The sequence below is a fragment of the Massilia aerilata genome, from assembly GCF_042656905.1.
Lineage (GTDB): Bacteria > Pseudomonadota > Gammaproteobacteria > Burkholderiales > Burkholderiaceae_D > Telluria > Telluria aerilata.
Genome location: NZ_JBHSMZ010000004.1, coordinates 424299 through 449362 on the forward strand (window position 1 = coordinate 424299; position 25064 = coordinate 449362).

A 25064-nucleotide genomic window follows, 5' to 3' on the forward strand; every position below is an offset into this window, starting at 1 on the left:
TTGCCAGGTCAGGGTTTGAGCCACTGTGCCATGCCGATCGAGGCAGGCGCAGTCGGCTCGAAACCATACTGGGCATAGAGTTCGTTCGCGCGGCCATCCGCGATCAGGCTGACATAGGCTTCGGCGGGCGCGATCCGGCGCAACGCTTCCAGCAAGCGGCTCACGATCGTCTTTCCCAGACCTTTCCCCTGGTGCGCAGGTTCGACAGCGATGTCGACAAGCTGGTAGAACAAGCCGTCGCCGACCGCCCGTCCCATTCCCACGGCAAGATCCCCCGACTTGATGACGACCCCGGCCACCGTGTTCGGCAGGCCGGCTTCCGCAGCCGCGGCGCTACGTGGCGTCAAGCCTGCGTTACGGCGCAGGCGAAGATAATCGTCGACGGAAGGCGTTTCGAGGTGGCAGCTATAGTCCTGGTCCATATGCAGTGTCCGGAAAGATGATCCGGCCATCTTACTTGCCTTCGGCGCCGCGTGCTCAGCTGGCGACCCATTGTCCGGCGCGCCAGTCCAGCCGGTGAGTCAGCCCCAGGCGGTCAAGGAAGCGCTCATCGTGCGACACGACCAAGAGTGCGCCCGGCCACGATTGCAGCATCGCCTCCAGCGCCTCGACGCCATGCAGGTCGAGATGATTGGTCGGCTCGTCCAGCAGCAGCAAACGCGGCGCCGGCTCCCGCAGCACCGCGCACAACAAGGCGCCGCGCATCCGCTCGCCGCCGCTCAGACTTCCCGACGGACGCAGCACCCGGTCCGGCTTCAAGCCGGCCAGCGCCAGGTATTGGCGCAAGCGGCCTTCATCGTGCTGCATGGCAGTCGCGCGCAGCTGGTCGAGCAGGCTGCGTGAAGGATCGAGCATGGCCAGGTGCTGGTCGAGCAGCACCGCAGGCAGCGTGCGGCAGCGGCCGGACAGCGGCGCGATCTCGCCTGCGATCGTCCGCAGCAGGGTCGACTTGCCGCAGCCATTCGGCCCGCGGATGGCGATCCGCGCCGCGCCATTCACGCCCCAGTCCAGCGGCTGGCGCGGGCCCCACGGCGCCACCAGTTCTTCCAGCACCACGGCCGCCTGGCCATCGGGAATCTGCAGGTCCAGTAGCGGAAAGCTGGGCCGCGCCAAAGCGCCGTCCAGCGCATCGAAGGCATCGAGCAGGTCCTGCCGCAGGTCCCGGCGCCGCTGCGCATGGCGTTCGGCGCGCGCGCCGTCGGTTTGCTGGGCGCGCTGGGGCAGGGCGTTGAGCACGATCTTCGGCTGGCCGCCGGCCGCTTTCGCACGGGCGCCGCGGGCGCTCTTGCGCGCGGCGCGTTCGGCTTCGGTGCGCATCGTCGCTTCCGCGTTGCGGCGTTCGACGCGCGCACGTTCGAGCCGCGCTTCCATCGAAGCCAGTTCCGCGCCGCGCTGTTCTTCCACCAGCGACCAGCCGCCGCCATAACGCCGCAAGCCGCGCGCGTGGACTTCCAGCGTGCGGTCGGCGTGTTCCAGCAGTTCGCGGTCATGGCTGATCACCAGCAGCCCGCGGCCGGCGGCGCGCCAGGCTTGCATCTGTTCGATCAGGAAGCGCCGCCGCTCGCGGTCGAGGTGGTTGCCGGGTTCGTCCAGGATAAGAAAACCCGCTTCGCTGCAGAAGGCGCCGATCAGGGAGAGCAGGGTGCGCTGGCCGCCGGACAGCGATGCCGGCGTCATGGATTCAGCCAGCCCGGCCTGATCCAGCATCGCCTGCCAGCGTGCTTCGAGGTCCCAGCGTTCGCCGATGATCTCGAAGTCGTCTTCGCGCGCATCGCCCGCCGCCAGGCGCCGCAGGGCCGAGAGCGGCGCATCGAGTCCGGCCAGTTGCGCCAGGCTGGTAGCGTGAAGAAGACCGGTCTGCTGTTCGACGTAATGAACGGGGACGGCATGCTCGACACGGCCCTGCGCCGGTTGAGACAAGCCGGCGATGACGCGGCCGAGCGAAGACTTGCCGCTGCCATTGGGGCCGATCAGGGCGGCGAGTTCCGCGCCCAGGCTGTCGTGAAGATCGTGGAACAGGATGCGCCCGTCGGGGAGGGCGATGTCGACCCCGTGCAGGGCCAGGAGGTAAGGATGCGCCATGTGTTTGCCTTGTCAATGCCGGTCGGAGCCGCGCCGCTTGTCGAAAGCTGCGATGAGGTTCAGAGCTGCCGCGACGTGCGCGCAGCGGGCATTACATGCGCATGGGTGGAATCCTGCCTTTTAAAAATGTTTGCGAGTGAAGATTGTACCTCAAGGCGATCCCGTCAGGCTGAGCAGCGATTCGCTACCGAAGTCACCGACCATGGTTTTCGCGTAGAGTGGAGCCGTATTGTTTTCAACAGGGGATAGGCATCGAACCGCCAAAGCAGCCAGGCGCCAAAACGCACTTCGCGGTCGTCACCATCGGCTCGGCCGGCGACCTGTTCCCCTTCATGGCGATGGCGCTGACCCTGCGCGATGTCGGGCACCGCGTCAGCTTCCTCGCACCCGAGCAGCACGCACCCTACGTCAAGGACAGCGGCCTGGCGTTCATCGGCCTGCCCGCCGACGCCGCCGTGCTGGCCGATCCCGACCTCTGGCATCCGACGCGCGGCTTCGGCGTGGTGTGGCGCGCTACGCGGCCGGCGATGGCGCAGATCGTGCCTTTCGTCGATGCCTTGCCGCCCGACGAAGCGCTCGTGCTGCTGGTCCATCCGCTGGCCTTGCCGGAGGCCGACCTGTGCCGGGCCAGGCGTCCCGGTTTGAAAGTGGCGGCGGCTTACCTGGCGCCGCAAAACCTGCCGACCATCCACGATCCGCTGATGCTCGGTCCCTGGCCGGTGCCGCCCTGGGTGCCGCTGGGCCTGCGCAGCTGGTTGTTGCGGCGGCTGGCCGCCGGCGTCATCGATCCGGTGGCGCTGAAGGATGTGAACGCGGCGCGGCAGGCACGCGGCATGGAAAAGGTCGACAGCATGCTCACGCATTTGTTCGCGGTGCCGGACCTGTCGGTGACGCTGTTTCCTGACTGGTTCGCGCCGACCCAGCCGGACTGGCCCAAGCCCATGGTCCGCGCCGGCTTTCCCCTGTTCGACCCGAACCCTGACGCTGTCCTCTCGCCGGAGCTCGAACGCTTCCTGGACGAGGAGCCGGGCGCCAGGCCGGTGGTCTTCACCCACGGCACCGGCAACACGCAGTCGCGCGCCTATTTCGAGCATGCGCGCGCGGCGGTCGAGCTGATCGGCCTGCGCGCCGTCTTCCTGACGCCGCATCGCGAGCAGCTTCCGCCCGATTTGCCGCCATCCATCCTGTGGCAGGACTACGTGCCGCTGCGCCGCCTGCTGCCGCGCGCGATGGTGCTGGTCCACCACGGCGGCATCGGCACCACGGCCGAAGCCCTGCGCGCCGGTACGCCCCAGCTGGTGGTGCCGTTGGCGCACGACCAGTTCGACAACGCGGCGCGCGTCGCGGCCCTGGGCGTGGCCTTCCGCGCGCGGGCGTCGCGGCTCAACGGCGTGCGCCTGGCGCGCGGACTGCAGCAGCTGCTCGGCGACCGCGAGCTGGTTGCGCGCTGCCGCCGGATCAGCCGCCGCTTCGCGTTCGGGCAGGGCCTGCAGGGCTTGCGCCAGCGCCTGGAAATGCTGGCGCTGGACGGCTAACCGATGAGCTGGGGCAACGGCGCGCCGGCCCCGATCGAAAGCGCGCAAGAATGGCGCTTCCCTGTCCCCTGGAGCGAACTCATGCAACGAAGCGCACTGGTCGTCGGCGCGAGCGGCATCGGCGGCCGCTATACCGCCCGCGAACTGCTGGCCCATGGCTGGACCGTGTTCGGCCTGGCGCGTCGTCCGCCGCGCGATCTGCCGGGCCTGATTCCGGTGACGGCCGACCTGCTCGACGAGGTCGGCCTGCAGGCGGCGCTGGCCGACGTTGCGCCGACCCACGTCTTCATCACGACCTGGATGCGGCAGGACAGCGAGGCCGAGAACATCCGCGTCAACGCGCTACTTGTGCGCAACCTGCTCGATGCGCTGTCGCCCAGGAAATCGCTGCGCCACGTGGCGCTGGTGACGGGCCTGAAGCATTACCTCGGCCCCTTCGAAGCCTATGCGAGTTCCGGCACCTTGCCGGACACGCCGCTGCGCGAATCCCAACCGCGCCTGCCGCTCGACAATTTTTACTATGCCCAGGAAGACGAGGTCTACGCCGCCGCCGCGCGCGACCGCTTCACCTGGACCATCCACCGCCCGCACACCATCGTCGGCATGGCGGTCGGCAACGCCATGAACCTGGGCACGACCCTGGCCGTCTACGCCTCGATCTGCAAGGAGACCGGGCGACCCTTCCAGTTCCCGGGTTCGGAAGCGCAATGGAACGGCTTGAGCGACGTGACCGATGCGCGCATGCTTGCCAAACAATTGCGCTGGGCCGCCGACTGCGACGCCGCGCGCAACGACGCCTTCAACATCACCAACGGCGACTATTTCCGCTGGAGCTGGCTGTGGCGCCGGCTGGCGGCCTGGTTCGGCGTGCAGGCCGAAGGCTTCAACGGCACGGTGCAGCCGCTGGAAGCCGCAATGGCGGAGGACGCCGGGCTGTGGGCCGACATGGCGCGCCGCCACGGCCTGCAGGAGGCCGACCTGGGCCGCCTGGCCTCGCCCTGGCACACCGACCTCGACCTCGGCCGGCCGATCGAGGTGATGACGGATATGGCGAACAGCCGCCGGCTTGGCTTTGTCGGCTGGCAGGCTACCGAGGATTCTTTCTTCGATTTATTTGCGGCGCTGCGGGCGCAGCGGCTGATTCCCTGATTAAACGGGCCGTCATTCCCGCGAAGGCGGGAATCCAAGTTTTGCATGAGCTATCGTAACGCCGGCAAACTTGGGTCCCCGCCTTCGCGGGGACGACGTAAGCTACTGCGTGCGGCAACGCACCGCCAGCGATGGCAGAGTGCGTTTCAATCAAGTCATGAAGGCACCCGACACCTCAAAGATCCACGCCGACCACGGCCGCGTCCGCGTGCGCGGCGCGCGCGAGCACAACCTGAAGAACGTCAGCGTCGAGCTGCCGCGCGACGCGCTGGTCGTGTTCACCGGCGTCTCCGGCTCCGGCAAGTCCTCGCTGGCCTTCGGCACCCTGTACGCGGAGGCGCAGCGGCGCTACCTGGAATCGGTGTCGCCCTACGCGCGCCGGCTGTTCCACCAGATGCCGGTGCCGGAAGTCGACGAGATCGACGGCCTGCCGCCGGCGGTGGCCCTGCAGCAGCAGCGCGGCACGCCCACCGCGCGTTCCTCGGTCGGCAGCGTCAGCACCTTGTCGAATTCCCTGCGCATGCTGTACTCGCGCGCCGGCGACTATCCGCCCGGCCAGCCGCTCCTGTATGCCGAGTCCTTCTCGCCGAATACCGCGGAGGGCGCCTGCCCGCAGTGTTCGGGCCTGGGCCGCGTCTACGAGGCCACCGAGGCATCGATGGTGCCGGACGACACGCTCACCATCCGCGAGCGGGCCGTCGCCGCCTGGCCGCCGGCCTGGCATGGGCAGAACCTGCGCGACATCCTCGTCACCATGGGCTACGACGTCGACACGCCCTGGCGCGACTTGCCGAAAAAGGACCGCGACTGGATCCTGTACACCGACGAGACGCCCACCGTGCCGGTCTACGCCGGCTTGAGCCCGGCCGAAACGAAGCGCGCGCTGAAGCGCAAGGAGACGCCCAGCTACCAGGGCACCTTCACCGGCGCGCGCCGCTACGTGCTGCAGACCTTCGCCAACACCGAAAGCGCATCGATGAAGAAGCGGGTGGCGCGCTACATGGTCAGTACCGAGTGCCCGCTGTGCCGGGGCAAGCGCCTGCGCCAGGAAGCGCTATCGGTGACCTTCGCCGGCCTGGACATCACCGAGCTGTCGCGCCTCCCGCTGGAGCGGCTCGCCAGACTGATGAAGCCTTTCGCGAAAGGCGAGGTCGGTAAAGAGACGGCAGCTGCCAAACACCCGGAACAGCTGATCGTCACCAAGCGCATCGCCGCCGACCTGTGCGCGCGCCTGGGCGTGCTGCTCGACATGGGCCTGGGCTACCTGGCGCTGGAGCGCAGCACGCCGACCCTGTCGCCGGGCGAGCTGCAGCGCCTGCGGCTGGCGACCCAGGTGCGTTCCAGCCTGTTCGGCGTGGTCTACGTGCTCGACGAGCCCTCGGCCGGCCTGCATCCGGCCGATACCGAGGCGCTGCTGGCGGCGCTCGACCAGCTGAAGGACGCGGGCAACTCCCTGTTCGTGGTCGAGCACGCGCTGGACGTGATCCGCTGCGCCGACTGGATCGTCGACGTCGGCCCGCAGGCCGGCGAGGGCGGCGGCGAGATCCTGTACAGCGGCCCGCCCGAGGGACTGAAACAGGTCGAGCGCTCGCACACGCGGCGCTACCTGTTCGACGAGATCGAGGCCGAGGCCCGCACGCTGCGCGAGCCCACCAGCTGGCTGAAACTCGAAGGCGTCACCCGCAACAACCTGCACGACTTGAAGGCCGCGTTCCCGCTCGGCGTGATGAGCTGCGTGACCGGCGTCTCCGGTTCCGGCAAGTCGTCGCTGGTGAGCCAGGTGCTGGTCGACCTGGTCACCGAAGCGCTGGGGCAGGGCGCGCCGCAGGAGGAAGTCGAAGAGGAGCCGGGCCTGGAGCAGGAGCCGCTGATCCAGACCGAAGGCCGGATCGTCGCGGGCATGGAAGGGATCAAACGCCTGGTGCGGGTCGACCAGAAGCCGATCGGGCGGACGCCACGTTCGAATCTCGCCACCTACACCGGCCTGTTCGACCAGGTGCGCAAGCTGTTCGCGGCGACGCCGGCCGCGAAAAAGAAGCGCTACGATGCCGGGCGCTTCTCCTTCAACGTGGCGAAAGGCCGCTGCGAGCATTGCGCCGGCGAGGGCTTCGTGATGGTCGAGCTGCTGTTCCTGCCCAGCGTCTACGCGCCTTGCCCGACCTGCGAAGGGGCGCGCTACAACGCCGATACGTTGAAGATCACGTATAAAGAGAAGAACATCGCCGACGTGCTGGGCATGACGGTCGATGAAGCCCACGCCTTCTTCGAAGACCAGGAGCCGGTGGCGCGGCCGCTGCAGGTGCTGCGCGAGGTCGGCCTGGGCTATCTGCGCCTGGGGCAGAGCGCGACCGAGCTGTCGGGCGGCGAGGCCCAGCGCATCAAGCTGGCGACGGAACTGCAGCGCGCCACCCGCGGCGGCGCCTTGTACGTGCTGGACGAGCCGACTACGGGCCTACACCCGCTCGACGCCGACCGCCTGGTGGCCCAGCTGAACCGCCTGGTCGACGCCGGCAACACCGTCATCATGGTCGAGCACACGATGCGGGTGGCGGCGGCCTGCGACTGGGTCATCGACGTCGGTCCGGGCGCGGGCGAGGCCGGCGGCACGATCGTCGCTTCGGGGCCGCCGAAGACGGTGGCAAACAGCCGGGCAAGCCGAACCGCCCCGTATCTGGCCCGGTATTTACGCTAAAACGCTGAAAATTCGCGCTCAACTGAACGCGCTCGAATTTGCAATTGCGTTACACTTAGGATATTTTTTTCCTAAGAGTTAGCGAATAAGCATGACCGGATCGAGTATCGACAGCGGCCAATTCCGCCGTATCCTGTCCCGTAACGTCGCCATGCCGCTGGGCATGGGCGTCCTGAGCGCGCTGGTCTTCGTGGGCATCATTGCCTACCTGATCAATGTGCTCAGCTGGGTGGAGCATTCCGAGCAGGTGATCGGGCAGGCCAATGAAGTCAGCCGCATGTCGGCCGACATGGAAGCCGGCATGCGTGGCTACCTCCTGTCCGGCGACAAGGAATTTCTTTCGCCCTATAGCGACGCCAAGCCCAAGCTCGACGCCGAGCTGAACGACCTGGCCAGGATGGTCGACGATAATTATTCCCAGCTGGACCGTGTGCGCCGGATTCGTACCGCCCAGCGCGAATGGCAGCTGTACGCCGAGGAAGTCATCGCCCAGCGCAGCAAGGATGCCGACGTGCTGGCGCTGGTCAAGTCAGGCCGCGGCAAGGTCCTCACTGACGAGGTGCGGCGCCAGTTCAGGCTGTTCATCGAAACCGAGGAGCGCATCCTGCAGGAGCGCAATAGCTCCTCGCGCACCGTGATCGCCTGGTCGGTCGGCGCTTTCCTGCTGTTCAGCCTGACCGTGGCCGGCCTGCTGGCCCTGTTCGGCCGCCGCGAACTGGTCAAGCTGTCGAATTCCTATGGCGAGATCCTCGAGCACGAGGCCGAGCACAACGCCCAGCTGCGCCACCAGGACTGGCTGCGCAGCGGCCAGACGGAACTGGCCACCAAGAGCGCCAACCTGCACGAGCTCGAGCCGCTGGCCGACGCCGTGCTGGACTTCGTCACGCCCTACCTGGGCGGTGTCGTGGCCGCGATGTACGCGCGCAGCGACGACGGCACCCTGACCCGCATCGGCGCCTACGGTTTTGCGAACCAGGACGGCCATGCCAAGGTGATCCAGCCAAAAAATTCGCTGGCCGCCCAGGCCGCCGACCAGAACCGCATCCTGACCCTGCGCGAACTGCCGCCCGACTACATCAAGGTCGGCTCGGGCCTGGGCGAAACGGCGCCGCGCGAACTGCTGATCGCGCCGATCTCGAACCACGGCAAGATCAAGGGCGTGATCGAGGTCGGTTTCCTGCACGGCGTGCGCGAGCGCGATACCGAATTCATGGAACTGATCGGCCCGGCGGTGGGCGCCTCGGTGGCCTCGGTGGTCTACCGCCAGCGCCTGCAGGTAGCGCTGGAAGAGCAGCAGGCCATGAACGAGGAGCTGCAGGTCCAGCAGGAAGAGCTGCGCACCGCCAACGAAGAGCTGGAAGAACAGTCGCGCGCGCTCGAGGAATCGCAGACGGCCCTGGAGAACCAGCAGGCGGAACTCGAACAGACCAACGAGCAGCTGGCCGAGCAGGCCGCCAACCTCGACCTCAAGAACACGGCGCTGACCACCGCCCAGGACCAGTTGCGCGACCGCGCCCTGGAGCTGGAGCGCGCCAGCCGCTACAAATCCGAGTTCCTGGCGAACATGTCGCACGAGCTGAGGACGCCGCTCAACAGCTCGCTGATCCTGGCCAAGCTGCTGTCCGATAACACCACCGGCAACCTCAACGAAGAGCAGGTGCGCTTCGCCCAGACCATCTATGGCGCCGGCAACGACCTGCTGAACCTGATCAACGACATCCTCGACATCTCCAAGGTCGAGGCCGGCAAGCTGGAGCTGGTGCCGGAAGAGCTGCCGCTGCGCCGCGTGATCGAGGGACTGGCGCGCACCTTCGAACCGCTGGCGCGCCAGAAGGAACTGGACTTCTCGCTGACCGTCGAGCCGAACGTGCCGATGTCCATCCACACCGACCGCCAGCGCCTCGAGCAAATCCTGAAAAACCTGCTGTCGAACGCGGTGAAATTCACCGACTCCGGCCGCGTCGGCCTGACCGTCAGCGCGAATGCCGACGGCTGGGTGCAGTTCACGGTGCGGGACTCCGGCATCGGCATCGCGCCCGACCAGCAGGACAAGATCTTCGACGCCTTCCACCAGGCCGACGGCTCGACCGCACGCAAATACGGCGGCACCGGCCTGGGCCTGTCGATCTCGCGCGACCTGACCAGCCTGCTGGGCGGCACCCTGACCCTGGCCAGCACCCCGGGCGAGGGCAGCACCTTTACGCTCAGCCTGCCGCGCAACGGCGCCGTCGCCGCGACCCCGCCGGCGCCGCAGCTGGTGCATGCGGCGCCGCCGGTGCGCACGCCAGCGCCTGCGCCGGCCGCGCCTGAAACCCAGGAAGCCGCGCCGGCCGGCCCGCGCTTCGACGACGACCGCCTCGAGGCAGCGTCGGGCCGGCGCACCGCGCTGGTGATCGAGGACGAACCGGAATTCGCGCGCATCCTCTACGGCCTGGCGCACGACATGGACTTCCGCTGCCTGGTCGGTCTGACGGCGGAGGAAGGCCTGGAACTGGCGGCCGCCGAGAACCCGGATGCGATCCTGCTCGACATGCGCCTGCCGGACCGCTCCGGCCTGTCGGTGCTGCAGCAGCTGAAGGAAAATCCAGCCACGCGCCACATCCCGGTGCACGTGGTGTCGAGCCAGGAGAACGGCGGCGAAGCCTTGCACCTGGGCGCGATCGGCTATGCGCTCAAGCCCACCAGCCGCGAACAGCTGGAAGCGGTGTTCCTGAAGCTCAAGGAAAAATCGTCCCAGCAGGTCAAGCGCGTGCTGCTGGTCGAGGACGACGAGCGCCAGCGCGACAGCGTGGTCAAGCTGATCTCCGACAACGACGTCGAGATCGCCGCCGTCGGTTCGGGCGAGGAAGCGCTGAACCTGTTGCGCACGCAGATTTTCGACTGCATGATCATCGACTTGAAGCTGCCCGACATCCAGGGCAATGAATTACTCAAGGCAATGTCCATGGAAGAACTCTGCTCCTTCCCGCCCGTCATCGTGTACACGGGACGCAACCTGACGCGCGAGGAAGAGGCGGAACTGCTGAAATATTCGCGCTCGATTATCATCAAGGGGGCGCGTTCGCCGGAACGCCTGCTGGACGAGGTCACGCTGTTCCTGCACAAGGTGGAATCGAAGCTTTCGTCCGAGCGCCAGACCATGCTCAAGAGCGTGCGCGGGCGCGACCGGGTGTTCGAAGGCAGGACCATCCTGCTGGTGGACGACGACGTGCGCAACGTGTTTGCACTGACCAGCGCGCTCGAGCAGCGGGGCGCCAATGTGGAGGTGGGCCGCAACGGCTTCGAAGCCCTTGCCAAGCTCGACGAAGTGGAAAACATCGACCTGGTGCTGATGGACGTCATGATGCCCGGCATGGACGGCCTGGAAGCGACGCGCAGGATCCGCCAGGATGCGCGATTCGCGCGCCTGCCCATCATCGCGATCACGGCCAAGGCCATGAAGGATGACCAGGAACAGTGCCTGGCCGCCGGCGCCAACGATTACCTGGCCAAGCCGATCGACCTGACGCGCCTGTACTCGCTGCTGCGGGTATGGATGCCGACCATGGAGCGTATTTGACGACGCATATGAAGCATCCTCCGAGCGACATCGACATTGAACTGCGGATGCTGGTCGAAGCTGTCTACCTCAAGTACAACTACGACTTCCGCGACTACACCGGCGCTTCGCAAAAGCGCCGCGTGCAGGCCGCCATGCGCGTGATGGAATGCGAGACCGTGTCCGCCCTGCAGGCCAGGGTGATGCACGAGCCGGCCGCCTTTGCGCAGCTGCTGCAATTCCTGACCATCCCGGTGACGGAAATGTTCCGCGATCCGGAGTACTACCTGGCCTTGCGGCAGCATGTGATTCCGTTCTTGAAGACCTACCCGTCGCTGAAGATCTGGGTGGCCGGCTGCAGCACCGGCGAGGAAGTGTATTCGCTGGCGATCCTGCTGAAGGAAGAGGGCCTGCTCGAGCGCAGCCTGATCTACGCGACCGACATCAATCCGGAATCGCTCGAAGCGGCGCGACGCGGCGTGATGCCGCTCGAGCGCATGCGCCTGTACACCGAGAATTACCAGAAGTCCGGCGGCACGCAGGCCTTCTCGGACTATTACACGGCGGCCTATGGCGGCGCCCTGTTCGAGCGCGGGCTGGTGGAGAACGTGACCTTCGCCGACCACAGCCTGGCCACCGACAGCGTGTTCGCCGAGACCCATTTCATCAGCTGCCGCAATGTGATGATCTACTTTAACCGGCGCCTGCAGAACCGGGTGCTGGGCCTGTTCCACGAATCGCTGGTGCACCGCGGCTTCCTGGGCCTGGGCAGCAAGGAAAGTATCGACTTCTCCAGCTACGCCCAGCGCTTCGAGCCGCTGGCCAGGCGCGAGCGGGTGTTTCGCAAGGTGGGGCCGTGAATAGTTCAGCGCTTGATGCGACGGATATCCAGGCCGCGCTCGCCGGCCGCCGCGTCGAGGCGGTGGTGATCGGCGCTTCCGCCGGCGGGGTCGAGGCCCTGGGCGCGCTGCTGCCTTCGCTGCCGGCCGGCTATGGCTTGCCGGTGTTCTGCATCCTGCACCTGCCGGGCGACCGCGAAAGCCGGCTGGCCGAGCTGTTCGGCGAGCGCCTGCCGCTGCCGGTCAAGGAAGCCGAGGACAAGGAAGCCATCACGCCCGGCACCGTTTATTTTGCCGGTTCCGGCTACCATCTGTCGGTGGAGAAGGACTTTACGTTTTCGCTGAGTTGCGAGCCGCCGGTGCACTATGCGCGCCCGTCCATCGACCTGCTGATGGAATCCAGCGCCGACGCCTACGGTCCCGGCCTGGTCGGCATCCTGCTGACCGGCGCCAACCATGACGGCGCCGAGGGCATGGCGCGCATTCACGCGAGCGGCGGCCTGACCGTCGTGCAAGACCCCGCTGACGCCCAGGTGGCCACCATGCCAAAGAGCGCCATCGACCGTTTTTCCCCGCACCTGATCCTGCCTTTGGCCCGCATCGGGGCGCTGCTGCCCATGCTGGAGACCACGTAATCATGAGCGCACAAGACCCAAGCAAACTGCTGATCGTCGACGACCTGCCGGAAAACCTGCGCGCGCTGGACGCCCTGATCCGCGACGAGAAGCGCCTGGTGTTCCAGGCGAGCTCCGGCGAGGAAGCGCTGACCCTGATGCTCGAGCACGAGTTCGCGCTGGCCATTCTCGACGTGCAGATGCCCGGCATGGACGGCTTCGAGCTGGCCGAGCTGATGCGCTCTACCTCTCGCACCCGCAACGTCCCGATCGTGTTCGTGTCGGCCGCCGGGCGCGAGCTGAACTATGCCTTCAAGGGCTACGAGCAGGGCGCCGTCGACTTCCTGTACAAGCCGCTCGACCCGGATGCCGTGCGCAGCAAGGTCAACGTGTTCGTCACGCTGGACCAGCAGCGCCGCGAGATGCGGCGCCAGATGGAGGCGCTGGAACGCAGCCGGCGCGAGCAGGAAACCCTGCTGCACGAGCTGAACAAGACCCAGGAAGAGCTGCAGCGCTCGCTGCGCATGCGCGACGACTTCATGTCGCTGGTCGCGCACGAGCTGCGCACGCCGCTGAATACCCTGTTCCTGGAAACCCAGATGCGCAGCCTGCAGCTCAAGCGCGGCAACTTGCCGGCCTTCAATCCCGAACAGATGTCCGGCATGATCAAGCGCGACGAGCGCCAGATCAAGGCCATGATCCGCCTGATCGACGACATGCTGGACGTCTCGCGCATGAAGAGCGGCACCCTGTCGATCCGTCCGGCCAGGGTCGAACTGATGGGGCTGCTGGAGCGGGTCGTCAATGACCTTTCGTTGCAGGCGGCCGCGGCCAGCTCGATCCTGCAGCTGGCCACCCACGAGCCGGTCGAAGGCATCTGGGACGAGTTCCGCATCGAACAGGTGATCGTCAACCTGCTGACCAATGCGCTGCGCTATGGCGGCGGCGGCACGGTCGAGCTCAGCGTGCACCAGATCGGCTGCAATGTCCGCATCGACGTGCGCGACCACGGCAAGGGCATCGCGCCCGACTACATCGACCGCATCTTCGAACCCTACGAGCGCGGCGCCAAGAGCGGCGAGCCGAAGGGGCTCGGGCTGGGCCTGTACATTTCGCGCCAGCTCGCCGCGTCCCACGGCGGGGAGCTGACGGTGCAGAGCGTGCCGGGGCAGGGGGCGACCTTCAGTTTGCTGTTGCCTTGCTCGGAGGCCGAGGTGCCTGCGCCTGCCACTGTCTCGGCCTAGAAGCCGTCATGCCGGGCATTGCCCGACCTGACTTCCCGCCTGCGCGGGAACGACGAATCGCCTGATAGCTAAAATCAATTGCTCAAATCTGTTCAATCAATTTCACAATAATCAGCGTGCGCGGTATAGTGCCTACCTGACGTTTTTTTTAACCCCGAAAGAGGAGCTTTCATGTCCATCATCAACACCGAAATCAAACCGTTCAAGGCAACCGCTTTCCACGATGGCAAGTTCGTCGACCTGACCGAAGCCGATTTCAAAGGCACCTGGTCGGTTCTGATGTTCTACCCGGCCGACTTCACCTTCGTCTGCCCGACCGAACTGGAAGACCTGGCTGCTTTCCAGCCGGAATTCGCGAAGATGGGCGTCAAAGTCTATGGCGTGTCGACCGACAGCCACTTTGCTCACAAGGCATGGCACGACACCTCGGAAGCCATCAAGAAAGTGAACTACCCGCTGATCGGCGACCCGACCGGCGTCCTGTCGCGTAACTTCGAAGTCATGATCGAAGAAGAAGGCATGGCCCTGCGCGGTACCTTCGTGATCAATCCGGAAGGCCAGATCAAGGTCATGGAAGTGCACGACAACGGCATCGGCCGCGACGCATCGGAACTGATGCGCAAGGTCAAGGCTGCCCAGTACGTCGCATCGCACCCGGGCGAAGTCTGCCCGGCCAAGTGGAGCGAAGGCGCCGCTACCCTGAAGCCGTCGCTGGACCTGGTTGGCAAGATCTAAGAGAGAAATGCAGGGTGGGCTCCCCGAGCCCACGGGAAGCACCCGAAGTACACGTAATACCAGAGCACCAACCGCCGGGGGGCGGGAAGTGCTCTCCCCCCTCCCAAAAAGCAGCCCGCACGCGATGGGCCTGCCCTGAAAGACAGGCGATCAAACTGGTCGATCTGCCGGCTTAGATTTACCACTTTGATTTGAATGGATGCGTCCGCATGTGCGTCGCATCGGCTTGAACACGTTTGAACGAAAAGGACAAGACCATGAGCGCTCTCGACAATGACCTGAAGACCCAGCTGGGTGCCTACCTCCAACGCGTCCAGCACTCCTTCGAACTGGTGGCTTCGCTCGACGACAGCGACACCTCGAAGCAGATGCTCGACCTGCTGCAGACCATCCAGGGCCTGCGCGCCGACAAGATCAGCCTGCGCCTGGATGGCAACGACGCCCGCAAACCTTCGTTCTCGCTGCAGCGAACCGGCAGCGACAACAGCCTGCGCTTCGCCGGCCTGCCGCTCGGCCACGAATTCACCTCGCTGGTGCTGGCCCTGCTGTGGACCGGCGGCCACCCGCCCAAGGTCGAGCAGGATGTCATCGACACCATCAAGGCATTGGACGAGGACTACGAGTTCGAGGTCTACATGTCGCTGAGCTGCCATAACTGCCCGGACGTGGTGCAGGCGCTGAGCCTGATGGCGATCCTGAACCCGCGCATCAAGACCACCGTGATCGAAGGCGGCGCCTTCCAGAAGGAAGTCGAGGAGCGCCAGGTGATGTCGGTGCCGATGGTGTTCCTGAACGGCCAGATGTTCGGGTCCGGCCGCATGATGGTCGAAGAGATCGTCGCCAGGCTGGACAAGGGCGCCGGCGAACGCGACGCCGCCAAGCTGACCGCGAAGGAGCCCTACGACGTGCTGATCGTCGGCGGCGGTCCTGCCGGTTCGGCGGCTGCCGTGTACGCGGCCCGCAAGGGCATCCGCACCGGTATCGCCACCGGCCGCATGGGCGGGCAGGTGAACGACACCATGTCGATCGAGAACTACATCTCGGTGCTGGAAACCGACGGCCCGAAATTTTCAAGCGCCCTGGAAGCCCAGGTGCGCCACTACGGCGTCGACATCATGACCCAGCAGGAAGCGGCGCAGCTGATCGCGCCGTCGGCGCCGGGCGAACTGGTCGAAGTCAAATTCGCCAACGGCGGCTCGCTGAAGTCGAGCACCGTGATCCTGTCGACCGGCGCGCGCTGGAGGAACGTCAACGTACCAGGCGAAGAGCAGTACAAGAACGCCGGCGTGAACTACTGCCCGCACTGCGACGGCCCGCTCTATAAAGGCAAGCGCGTGGCCGTCATCGGCGGCGGCAACTCGGGCGTGGAAGCGGCGATCGACCTGGCCGGCATCGTCCAGCACGTGACCCTGATCGAGTTCGCGAACCAGCTGAAGGCGGACGCGGTGCTGGTCAACAAGTTGAACAGCCTGGCGAACGTGACCGTGCATGTGAACGCCCAGACCACCGAGATCACGGGCGACGGCAAGAAGGTCAACGGCATCAGCTTCAAGGACCGGGTGTCGGGCGAAGACCGCCACGTCGAGCTGGAAGGCGTGTTCGTGCAGATCGGCCTGGTGCCGAACACCGAATGGCTGAAGGGCAGCGTGGAATTGTCGCGCTTCGGCGAGATCGTGGTCGACGCCCACGGCCGCACCAATATCCCGGGTGTGTTCGCCGGCGGCGACGCCACCACCACGCCGTTCAAGCAGATCGTGATCGCGGCCGGCGACGGCGCCAAGTGCGCACTGTCGGCCTTCGACTACCTGATCCGCATGCCGGTGGCGGTCGAAGCTGCCTGAGCCCGGTCCGGGCCTGCCGGCAAAGCGTCCCTCGCATGAGGGACGCTTTTTTTTGCCATCCTCACGGCACCGGCATGCGCTGGCTGGACATCACGCTGGGCGTGGCCGCCACGATCGTCTCGCTGGTGTCGTTGTGGCTGGGGCTGCATTCGGCGCATTCGATGGAGAAGCTGGTGGCGGCGAACAGCTTTCCGTATGTGGAGCTGATGCGGACCATGTCGGCCACGCGCGAGACCGCTACCGAGCGTGTCCAGCACCTGATGGGCTACCAGATCGACAACAACGGCGTCGGTCCGGCGCGCCAACATCGACGGCGCCCTGGTCCGCGCCGGCGCAGCAGTGCAGCTTTTTACATGGAGCGACAAGGGCGCCGAATCAGGATCTTGAAGCGCTGTACCGCCAGATGGACGACATCGAATGGTCGACCTGCTATTGCTCTGTGTTCGATGAATGCTATGTGCGCTCGTCCGCGTCGCGCAAACCCGAACCGGTCAAGCAGTGCAAGGCGCCAGCGGTGAAGTTCCGCCCCGCGCAAAGGGGCGACAAGTAAGTGCCCGACCGCAGGTCGTGAGAGTTCGAGAGATTTCTGAAAAAAAATCTCCTGTAGCATGGACTTGCGCTGGTGAGCCATGGTGGCCGCCGGGCGCTCGACCGGGGATATCATGACGTTTTTCGATTCGATCAAGACCTGCTTCAGGCAATACGCCACGTTCGAAGGAACGGCGTCGCGTTAGTACGGATCGCAGCGGCTGGTGGCAGTTGCTGCTACTGGTTCCGGTGATCGGCTGGATTGTTCTGATCGTGTTCTGGGTACAGGAGTCGCGTCCGAACCGCTATGCGGGTTCGACCGACGCCTATGCATGAGGGGCAGCAAGCCTTAGCGCAAGGCCGCGTCGCTCAGTGGAAGAACATCGGCGCCATGCCGCTCAAGGCATCCGTTTCCACCACCAGCCAGGTGGCAATGCTGATGAGTCCGACGTGGAGGGCAGTCCAGGTAGCGGGGAAGATGCGAATCATGATCGAACTCCAATTGTGTGCGGGTTGCGGGAGAATATGGTTCCATGATAGGTCGACTGCAAAATGGCAACTATCGGCGGGGATTCCGCCGCATTGTAGGAAAACGCCTTGTCGACCTGTCTGATCGCTGGCGGAATGCTCTAGTGGCGCTCCTACGGTATCTGTAGGTTGCGTCCTATAGCGGTTCAGTTCGGCCTTATTTAGAGTGAGGCCATCATGACCCGACACGAACCCAAACTCCTGCACAAGGGCCTGCTTGCGGTCCGCCGCAACACCATCCGCCGCCTGCTCGATACCGTTTTCGGCATCCAGCAACTGCGCGACGGCCAGCAACGCGTCATCGACAGCGTCCTCGACGGTAAGGACACCCTGGCGATCATGCCCACCGGCAGCGGTAAATCGCTGTGCTACCAGATCCCCGCCCGCATCCTGGAAGGGATGACCATCGTCGTTTCCCCGCTCATCTCCCTGATGAAGGACCAGCTCGAAAAGCTGGAAGAGATGGGGATCCGCGCCGTGCAGGTCAACAGCAGCCTGTCCGCCGAGGAGGAGCGGCATGCGCTCGCCGCCATCGGGGAAAGCCGCTGCGAGATCGTGTTCTGCACGCCCGAGCGCCTGGTGATGGCGGAATTCGTGGAGATACTGAAGCAGGTGAAGATCGCCCTGGTGGTGGTCGACGAAGCCCACTGCATCTCGCAATGGGGCCACGACTTCCGCCCGGCCTATCTCGAGATGGCCGGCGCGATCGAGGCCCTGGACCGTCCGCCGGTGCTGGCGCTGACCGCCACCGCCACCGACGAAGTGGTCGAGGACATCGGCCGCCAGCTCAACCGGCCGCGCATGCACGTGGTGAACACCGGCGTCTACCGCCCGAACCTGCATTACCGCGTGCTGCAGGTGACCAACCCGGACGAAAAGCTGCAGGAAGCGAAGCGCCTGGTCCGCGAGACCGAGGGCAAGGGCATCGTCTACGCCGCCACCGTCAAGGTGGCCGAAGAGGTTTATCACCAGCTGGCCGAAGCCGGCGAATCCGTCACCCTCTACCACGGCAAGCTGCCGGCCGCCGAGCGCAAGGCCAACCAGGACCTGTTCATGAACGACGAGCGGCGCGTGATGGTCGCCACCAACGCCTTCGGCATGGGCATCGACAAGCCGGACACCCGCTTCGTGATCCACATGCAGATTCCCGCCAACCTGGAAGCCTATTACCAGGAATCCGGGCGCGCCGGCCGCGACGGCAAGGATGCCGAATGCACGCTGCTGTTCCTGCAGGACGACAAGCGCGTGCAGCAGTTCTTCCTGGTGAAGCACTATCCGACGGCCGAGGAAATCCGCAGCGTCTACGAGGCTGTGCGCGAGCTGGCGGAGAACGAGACCGCGACGCCCGAGCGCGTGGACGACGTCGCCGGTGAGCTGGCCGGTCCGCACCTGAAGGTCTGCCTGAAGCTGCTGAAGGACGCCAGGCTGCTGCGCCAGTCGCGCAAGCTGGCGTATAACGTGACCGCCCAGCTGCCCAAGGACAGCCTGTTCGAAGCCATGGCCGAGGTCTACCGCCGCAAGCAGGAGCACGACAAGGAGGCGCTGGAGCAGATGGTCGGCTATGCGGTGAGCGGTTTTTGCCGCTGGAAGCTGCTGCTCGATTACTTCGGCGACGAAGTCGAGGGCTTCGAGAAGTGCTGCCGCTGCGATAACTGCCTGAATCCGCCGGCCGCCGTGCTGGAAGACATCGAGATCCGCGACGACGAGTTCGACCGCGAGCCTGGGCCGGAAGCCGATCCTGCATCCACCTTCGAGCCCGGCGCGCGCGTGAAAGTGGCAAAGTATGGCGAGGGCGTGGTGTTCTCGGTGGCCGGCGACCAGGTTTGCATCGCGTTCCCGGACGGCGAGCAGCGCTCGTTCATGAAGGATTTTGTCGAACATATCGCATAAGGAGAGTGCATGGGTGACATGGTCGTCGTAAGGAAGGAGGGCCTGTACTGCGTACCTGGCGATTTCTACATCGACCCCTGGCGGCCGGTGGACCGGGCCGTCATCACCCATGCCCACGGCGACCATGCGCGCTGGGGGCACAAGCACTACCTGGCGTCCGATCAAAGCGTCAACATCCTGAAGTCGCGCCTGGGCGCGGACATCAACATCGACGGCGTGGCGTATGGCGAGCGCGTCATGCACAACGGCGTCGCCATCTCCTTGCACCCGGCCGGCCACGTACTGGGCTCGGCCCAGGTAAGGATGGAGTACGAGGGCGAGATCTGGGTCGCTTCGGGCGACTACAAGGTCGAGCCGGATGCGACCTGCGTGCCCTTCGAGGCCGTGCGCTGCCATACCTTCATCACCGAATCGACCTTCGGCCTGCCGATCTACCGCTGGGACCCGCAGCAGGAAGTCTTCGACGGCATCAACGCATGGTGGCGCCGCAACGCCGACGAGGGCCGCACCAGCGTGCTCTACGCCTATGCCTTCGGCAAGGCCCAGCGCGTGCTGTCCGGACTGGACACGTCGATCGGCCCCATCGTCTGCCACGGCGCGGTCGAGCCGCTGAACCGCGTCTACCGCGAGGGCGGGGTCGAGCTGCCGCCCACCCAACTGGTGAGCGAGACCGGCAAGGACGAGATGAAGCGCGCGCTGGTGCTGGCGCCGCCCTCGGCCGCCGGCTCGACCTGGACCCGCCGCTTCGGCGACTACTCCGACGCCTTCGCCAGCGGCTGGATGCTGCTGCGCGGCGCGCGCCGCCGGCGTGGCGTCGACCGCGGCTTCGTGCTGTCCGACCATGCCGACTGGCCCGGGCTGCTGAGCGCGATCGAGGCTACAGGCGCGCACCAGGTGGTGGTCACGCACGGCTCGATTCCGGTGATGGTGCGCTGGCTGTGCCAGATCGGGCTGGATGCCAAGGCTTTCGATACCGAATACGGGGACGATGAGGCCACCGACTCGTCCGCGCCGGAAGAGGGGGAGAAGGAGGCGAAGAATGCGTGAATTCGCCCAGCTCTACGCCGAACTCGACGAAACCACCGCCACCAACCGCAAGCTGGAAGCGCTGCAGAACTACTTCGAGCACACGGCGCCCGAGAACGCCGCCTGGGCCGTCTACTTCCTGGCCGGCGGCAAGCCGAGGCAGGCGGTGCCGACCAAGCTGCTGCGCGAAGCGGCCATCGAATACGCCGGCCTGGACGAGTGGCTGTACGAAGAAAGCCACGCCGCGGTCGGCGACACGGCGGAGACCATCGCCCACATCCTGCCGGCGCCCAAGCGCCACAGCGACATCGGCCTGGCCGTGTGGATGGAAGAACGCATCGGCCCCCTGCGCGGCGCCGACCCGGTCACCATCCGTGAAAAGCTGTTCGAATACTGGGACGAGCTGACCTGGCGCGAGCGCTTCCTGTTCGTCAAACTGATCGGCGGCGGCTTCCGCGTGGGCGTGTCCAAGTTGCTGGTGACGCGCGCGCTGGCGGCCATCGCCGCGGTGGACGCCAAGCTGATCGCCCAGCGCCTGATGGGCTGGACCGATGGCCGCGTGCGCCCCACCGCGGCCGGTTTCCTGCAGCTGATAGCGGCCCAGTCCGAGGACGAGCACAAGCTGCGCGGCGGCCAGCCTTACCCATTCTTCCTGGCGCACCAGCTGAACGGCGACCCGGCCGACCTGGGCGATTTGCATGACTGGCAGATCGAGTGGAAGTACGACGGCATCCGTGCCCAGCTGGTGCGGCGCGGCGCCCAGAACTATTTGTGGTCGCGCGGCGAGGACCTGATCACCGAGCGCTTTCCGGAGCTCGCCGCACTCGGCCTGCCGGAAGGGACGGTGGTCGATGGCGAGGTGCTGATCTGGACCGGCGGCGACTCGCCGGCGCCCTTTGCCGACCTGCAGAAGCGCATCGGCCGCAAGACCTTGAGCGCGAAACTGCTGGCCGAGCTGCCGGCGGTGCTGCTGGCCTACGACCTGCTGGAGCTCGACGGCGTCGACCTGCGCGCACTGCCCCAGCACGAGCGGCGCGCCTTGCTGGAGACCCTGGTCACGGGCGTCGCGAAACCGCAGCTGCGGATCTCGCCGCTGGTCACGGCCGACACCTGGGAAGACCTGGGCAAGCTGCGCGAAGAGTCGCGCGCGCGCGGCGTCGAAGGCATGATGCTGAAGGCCCGGAATGCCCAGTACGGCGTGGGCCGCACCAAGGACGTCGGCACCTGGTGGAAGTGGAAGATCGACCCTTACGCGGTCGACGCGGTGCTGATCTACGCCCAGCCGGGCAGCGGCCGCCGTGCTTCGCTCTACACCGACTACACCTTCGCCGTGTGGGACGGCGCGGGCGAGCAGCGCCGCCTGGTGCCGTTCGCGAAAGCCTACTCGGGCCTGACCGACGCCGAGATCCGCCAGGTCGACGCCGTCATCCGCAAGACCACGGTCGAGAAGTTCGGGCCGGTGCGGTCCGTGAAGCCGAGCATGGTGTTCGAGCTGGGCTTCGAGGGCATCGCGCTGTCGCCGCGCCACAAGGCGGGCATTGCGGTGCGCTTCCCGCGCATCCTGCGGCGGCGCGACGACAAGCCGGTCGAAGAAGCCGATACACTCGATACCCTGAAGGGTCTATTGGAAGCGGCACAGCCATGAGCAAGTCGCAGGCAGAGCAGGCGGTCGACGCCTGGTTCGCGGGCCGCGGCTGGAAGGTTTTCCCGTTCCAGCGCGCCGTGTGGAAGGCCGCGCTGGCCGGGCAGTCCGGTCTGCTGCATGCGAATACCGGCGCGGGCAAGACCTATGCCGTCTGGTTCGCGGCCATGCTGCGCGGCGCCAAGCGTTCGCGGCGCGACCGCACCGGCCTGCGCGTGCTGTGGATCACGCCCATGCGCGCGCTGGCTGCCGACACCCAGCGTTCGCTGGAAGTATCGAGCGCAGAGCTGGGCGCCGCCAGCCCGGACGCGATCGGCGAATGGACGCTGGGTGCGCGCACCGGCGATACCGGATCAAGCGAGCGCGCGCGCCAGGCCAAGAACCTGCCGGGCGCGCTGATCACGACGCCGGAATCGCTGTCCCTGCTGCTCTCGCATGCGGGCGCGCGCGACCAGTTCAAGCACCTTGACATGATCATCATCGACGAGTGGCACGAGCTGATGGGCAGCAAGCGCGGCGTGCAGGTGCAGCTGGCGCTGGCACGCTTGCGGCGCTGGAATCCGGCGCTGGTCGTGTGGGGCCTGTCGGCCACCATGGGCAATCTGCAGGATGCGCGCAATGTGCTGCTGGGGACCGGCGCTGACGAGTCGAACAGCGTGCTGGTCGAAGGCGATCTGAAAAAGCAGATCGTGGTCGACTGCCTGATCCCGCAGAACGTCTCGCGCTTTCCCTGGGGCGGCCACCTGGGCCTGCAGATGCTGCAGCCTGTCATCGACGAGATCGAGAAGAACGGCGCGACCCTGGTGTTCACCAACACCCGTTCCTCTTCCGAGGTCTGGTACCAGAACCTGATCGAGGCGCGTCCCGACTGGGCCGGCACGGTGGCCCTGCACCATGGTTCGCTCGACCGCGAAGTGCGCGACTGGGTCGAGAAAGGTTTGAAGAATGGCGAGCTCAAGGCCGTGGTCTGCACGGCCAGCCTGGACCTGGGCGTGGACTTCCTGCCGGTCGAGCGCGTGCTGCAGGTGGGCAGCGCCAAGAACATTGCGCGCCTGCTGCAGCGGGCAGGGCGCAGCGGCCATGCACCGGGACGGATCTCGCGCGTGACACTGGTGCCGACCAACAGCCTGGAACTGCTGGAAGCGGCCGGCGCCAGGCGCGCCGTGGCCACCCGCCGCATCGAGGCGCGGCAGGTGCCGAACAAGCCCTTCGACGTGCTGGTGCAGCACCTGGTGACGATCGCGCTGGGCGGCGGTTTCCGCTCCGAAGAGTTGTATGAGGAGGTGACGACCGCCTGGTCCTATCGCCACCTGACGAAGGAAGAGTGGCAGTGGGCGCTGGACTTCGTCGCGCGCGGCGGGCAGAGCCTGTCGGTGTATCCGGAGTACCGGCGCGTGCTGCCGGACGAGGAGGGCGTCTACCGCGTGCCCGACGCCACCATCGGCCGCCGCCACCGCATGAGCATCGGCACCATCGTCTCGGATGCGCAGATGCAGGTGCAGTACGTGAGCGGCGGGCGCATCGGCAGCGTCGAGGAATCCTTCGTCGGCCGCCTGAAGCCCGGCGACCACTTCCTGTTCAGCGGGCGCATCCTGGAACTGGTGCGGGTGCACGAGATGACGGCTTACGTGAAGCGCAGCGCCAGCACCAAGGGCGCGATCAGCCGCTGGGGCGGCACCAAGGTTCCGCTCAGCGCCGAGATGGCGCGCGCCGGACTGGAAGAGCTGGAGCGCGCCGCGCGCGGCGTCTATGAGGGCCCGGAGATGCAGGCGGTGCGGCCGCTGCTGGAAGTGCAGGCGCGCTGGTCGGCGCTGCCGACAAGCGAAGTGCTGGTCATCGAGAGCATGAAGAGCCGCGAGGGCTGGCACCTGTTCGTCTATCCCTTCGGCGGGCGCTCGGTGCATACCGGCCTGGCCTCGCTCGTGGCTTTCCGCGTCGGCAAGCTGATGCCCTCGACCTTTTCGGTGGCGGTCAACGATTATGGTTTCGAGCTGCTGTCGCCGGAGCCGGTGGACTGGGCTCGCATGTTCGATGCGCAGACCGGCGCGGAGGTCGGCCTGTTCGATACCGGGCGCCTGCTGGAAGATGTGCTGGACAGCCTGAACGCGACCCAGCTGGCGCAGCGGCGCTTCCGCGAAGTGGCGCGCATCGCCGGACTGGTGAACCAGGGCTTTCCGGGCCAGCGCAAGTCGATGCGCCAGGTGCAGGCCTCGTCGGCGCTGTTCTATGAAGTCTTCCGCAAGCACGACAGCGGCAACCTGCTGCTGAGCCAGGCCGAACGCGAGGTGCTGGAACAGGAGCTGGAACTGACGCGCCTGCGCGACACCTTGAACGAGCTGCACGCGCGCCGCGTGGCCTTCCACGAGGTCAAGCGCGCGACGCCCTTCGGCTTTCCGCTGATGGTCGAGCGCTTCCGCGAAAAAGTCTCGACCGAGAAGCTGTCCGACCGCGTGGCGCGCATGGTGCGCGAACTGGAAAAGGCGGCTGCCGCATGATCCCCGGTGCGCTGACGGTCGAGCTGGGCGGAGACCAGTTGATCTTGCTGCCGCAGAAAGCCGCATTCTGGCCGCGCGAGCGCATGCTGATCATCGCCGACATCCACTTCGGCAAGGCGGCGGCCTTCCGTTCCTTCGGCATTCCGGTGCCGAAAGGGACGACCAGCGAAAACCTGCAGGGCCTGGACGAACTGATCGCCCTGACCGGCGCCAGGCAGGTGCTCTTCCTCGGCGACTTCCTGCACGCGCGCGCGGCCCACGCGGCATCGACACAGGCGGCGATGCTGGCCTGGCGCCGCAAACGCTGCGACTTGATCCTGACCCTGGTGCGCGGCAACCACGACAAGCATGCGGGCGACCCGGCCGGGGAGCTCGGCATCGATCTGGTCGACGAGCCCTGGACGGTGGGACCGTATTCCTTCTGCCACCACCCGGACATCGCCGCGCCAGCTTATGTGCTGGCCGGCCACGTGCATCCGGTCTATGTGCTGGCGACTCGCTCCGACGCGCTGCGCCTGCCGTGCTTTATTGCCGGGCCTCAGCGCATGATCCTGCCGTCTTTCGGCGCTTTTACCGGCGGGCATGCATTGCGGCCCGAGCCGGGCGAGCGCGTATGGGTGAGCTCGGGCGAGGCGGTGCACAGCGTACGTTAGCGCACCGAGATACTGTCGTGTGCGGCGTAAGCT

At 66.3% G+C, this 25064-nt stretch carries 19 protein-coding genes; 16 read left to right on the forward strand and 3 right to left on the reverse strand.

Going from position 1 to position 25064, the window contains the following annotated elements; translation table 11 throughout:
* Nucleotides 1–8: 8 nt before the first annotated feature.
* Both ACFPO9_RS06800 and ACFPO9_RS06805 read right to left on the reverse strand, forming a co-directional pair.
* Nucleotides 9–422, reverse strand: a complete 414-nt coding sequence (locus ACFPO9_RS06800; protein WP_379768742.1) for a GNAT family N-acetyltransferase — start codon at nt 420–422, stop codon at nt 9–11.
* 55 nt (nt 423–477) lie between these two features.
* A complete protein-coding gene (locus ACFPO9_RS06805; protein WP_379768744.1) occupies nt 478–2082 on the reverse strand; it encodes an ATP-binding cassette domain-containing protein in 1605 nt (534 codons plus the stop codon).
* Between the two features lie 218 nt (nt 2083–2300).
* Here ACFPO9_RS06805 and ACFPO9_RS06810 point away from each other — a divergent pair, with 218 nt between their 5' ends.
* The 9 genes from ACFPO9_RS06810 to ahpF all read left to right on the forward strand — a co-directional run bounded on the left by ACFPO9_RS06810 (nt 2301) and on the right by ahpF (nt 16269).
* Complete coding sequence (locus tag ACFPO9_RS06810) at nt 2301–3617, forward strand: glycosyltransferase (protein ID WP_379768746.1); 1317 nt, start codon at nt 2301–2303, stop codon at nt 3615–3617.
* Nucleotides 3618–3698: 81 nt separating this feature from the next.
* Nucleotides 3699–4766 carry an SDR family oxidoreductase gene (locus tag ACFPO9_RS06815; RefSeq protein WP_379768748.1) on the forward strand — a complete coding sequence of 356 codons (1068 nt, stop codon included), beginning with the start codon at nt 3699–3701 and terminating at the stop codon, nt 4764–4766.
* A 157-nt stretch (nt 4767–4923) separates the two neighbouring features.
* Complete coding sequence (locus ACFPO9_RS06820) at nt 4924–7458, forward strand: excinuclease ABC subunit UvrA (RefSeq protein WP_379768750.1); 2535 nt, start codon at nt 4924–4926, stop codon at nt 7456–7458.
* Between the two features lie 91 nt (nt 7459–7549).
* On the forward strand, nt 7550–11017 hold the full coding sequence (locus ACFPO9_RS06825; protein ID WP_379768752.1) for a response regulator: 3468 nt from the start codon (nt 7550–7552) through the stop codon (nt 11015–11017).
* Nucleotides 11018–11025: 8 nt separating this feature from the next.
* Nucleotides 11026–11856, forward strand: a complete 831-nt coding sequence (locus tag ACFPO9_RS06830; protein WP_379768754.1) for a CheR family methyltransferase — start codon at nt 11026–11028, stop codon at nt 11854–11856.
* Entirely contained in the window at nt 11853–12470 is a 618-nt protein-coding gene (locus ACFPO9_RS06835; protein ID WP_379768756.1) for a chemotaxis protein CheB, read from the forward strand. Before ACFPO9_RS06830 ends, ACFPO9_RS06835 begins: the two co-directional genes overlap by 4 nt.
* 2 nt (nt 12471–12472) lie before the next feature.
* A complete protein-coding gene (locus ACFPO9_RS06840; protein WP_379768758.1) occupies nt 12473–13693 on the forward strand; it encodes a hybrid sensor histidine kinase/response regulator in 1221 nt (406 codons plus the stop codon).
* A 171-nt stretch (nt 13694–13864) separates the two neighbouring features.
* Nucleotides 13865–14428, forward strand: a complete 564-nt coding sequence (gene ahpC / locus ACFPO9_RS06845) for an alkyl hydroperoxide reductase subunit C (protein WP_379768760.1) — start codon at nt 13865–13867, stop codon at nt 14426–14428.
* 257 nt (nt 14429–14685) lie between these two features.
* A complete protein-coding gene (gene ahpF / locus ACFPO9_RS06850) occupies nt 14686–16269 on the forward strand; it encodes an alkyl hydroperoxide reductase subunit F (protein WP_379768762.1) in 1584 nt (527 codons plus the stop codon).
* A gap of 61 nt (nt 16270–16330) precedes the next feature.
* On the opposite strand, the gene ACFPO9_RS06855 is transcribed toward ahpF, so the two are convergent.
* Nucleotides 16331–16495, reverse strand: a complete 165-nt coding sequence (locus tag ACFPO9_RS06855; RefSeq protein WP_379768764.1) for a hypothetical protein — start codon at nt 16493–16495, stop codon at nt 16331–16333.
* Between the two features lie 177 nt (nt 16496–16672).
* Here ACFPO9_RS06855 and ACFPO9_RS06860 point away from each other — a divergent pair, with 177 nt between their 5' ends.
* The 7 genes from ACFPO9_RS06860 (at nt 16673) to pdeM (ending at nt 25031) form a co-directional block, all read left to right on the forward strand.
* Nucleotides 16673–16819, forward strand: a complete 147-nt coding sequence (locus ACFPO9_RS06860; RefSeq protein ID WP_379768766.1) for a hypothetical protein — start codon at nt 16673–16675, stop codon at nt 16817–16819.
* A gap of 125 nt (nt 16820–16944) precedes the next feature.
* Nucleotides 16945–17133, forward strand: a complete 189-nt coding sequence (locus tag ACFPO9_RS06865; RefSeq protein ID WP_379769207.1) for a DUF805 domain-containing protein — start codon at nt 16945–16947, stop codon at nt 17131–17133.
* Nucleotides 17134–17502: 369 nt separating this feature from the next.
* Complete coding sequence (locus tag ACFPO9_RS06870) at nt 17503–19215, forward strand: RecQ family ATP-dependent DNA helicase (protein ID WP_379768768.1); 1713 nt, start codon at nt 17503–17505, stop codon at nt 19213–19215.
* Between the two features lie 9 nt (nt 19216–19224).
* Nucleotides 19225–20262 (forward strand): ligase-associated DNA damage response exonuclease, encoded by a 1038-nt coding sequence (locus ACFPO9_RS06875; protein WP_379768770.1) that lies wholly within the window; start codon nt 19225–19227, stop codon nt 20260–20262.
* Nucleotides 20255–21886, forward strand: coding sequence for an ATP-dependent DNA ligase (locus ACFPO9_RS06880; RefSeq protein WP_379768772.1), 1632 nt, complete (start codon nt 20255–20257; stop codon nt 21884–21886). The genes ACFPO9_RS06875 and ACFPO9_RS06880 overlap by 8 nt, the downstream gene beginning before the upstream one ends.
* A complete protein-coding gene (locus ACFPO9_RS06885) occupies nt 21883–24378 on the forward strand; it encodes a ligase-associated DNA damage response DEXH box helicase (RefSeq protein ID WP_379768774.1) in 2496 nt (831 codons plus the stop codon). Before ACFPO9_RS06880 ends, ACFPO9_RS06885 begins: the two co-directional genes overlap by 4 nt.
* Complete coding sequence (gene pdeM / locus ACFPO9_RS06890) at nt 24375–25031, forward strand: ligase-associated DNA damage response endonuclease PdeM (RefSeq protein WP_379768776.1); 657 nt, start codon at nt 24375–24377, stop codon at nt 25029–25031. The genes ACFPO9_RS06885 and pdeM overlap by 4 nt, the downstream gene beginning before the upstream one ends.
* Nucleotides 25032–25064 lie beyond the last annotated feature (33 nt).